Consider the following 206-nt stretch of genomic DNA (forward strand, 5'->3'; position numbering starts at 1 on the left):
CGGTGGGAGCCTTTGGAAAAAAGGATGAGTGTGACATGGTGCTGTTAGGTTATCTGGCATTTTTAGACCCGCCAAAGGAATCCACTGCAGATGCAATTCTGGCTTTAAAGAAATACGGAGTAACCACAAAAATTTTGACAGGGGATAATGAAAAAGTAACCCGGTGTATCTGTAAGCAAGTAGGGATGGAAGTACGGAATATGCTG

General features: G+C 43.2%; 1 protein-coding gene. It reads left to right on the forward strand.

What is annotated here, in order from left to right; genetic code table 11:
* On the forward strand, positions 1-206 hold a 206-nt coding region (locus HJY11_RS14995), incomplete at both ends, for an HAD family hydrolase (RefSeq protein WP_208076616.1).

This window comes from Bittarella massiliensis (ex Durand et al. 2017) (genome assembly GCF_017566145.1).
Lineage (GTDB): Bacteria > Bacillota > Clostridia > Oscillospirales > Ruminococcaceae > Bittarella > Bittarella massiliensis_A.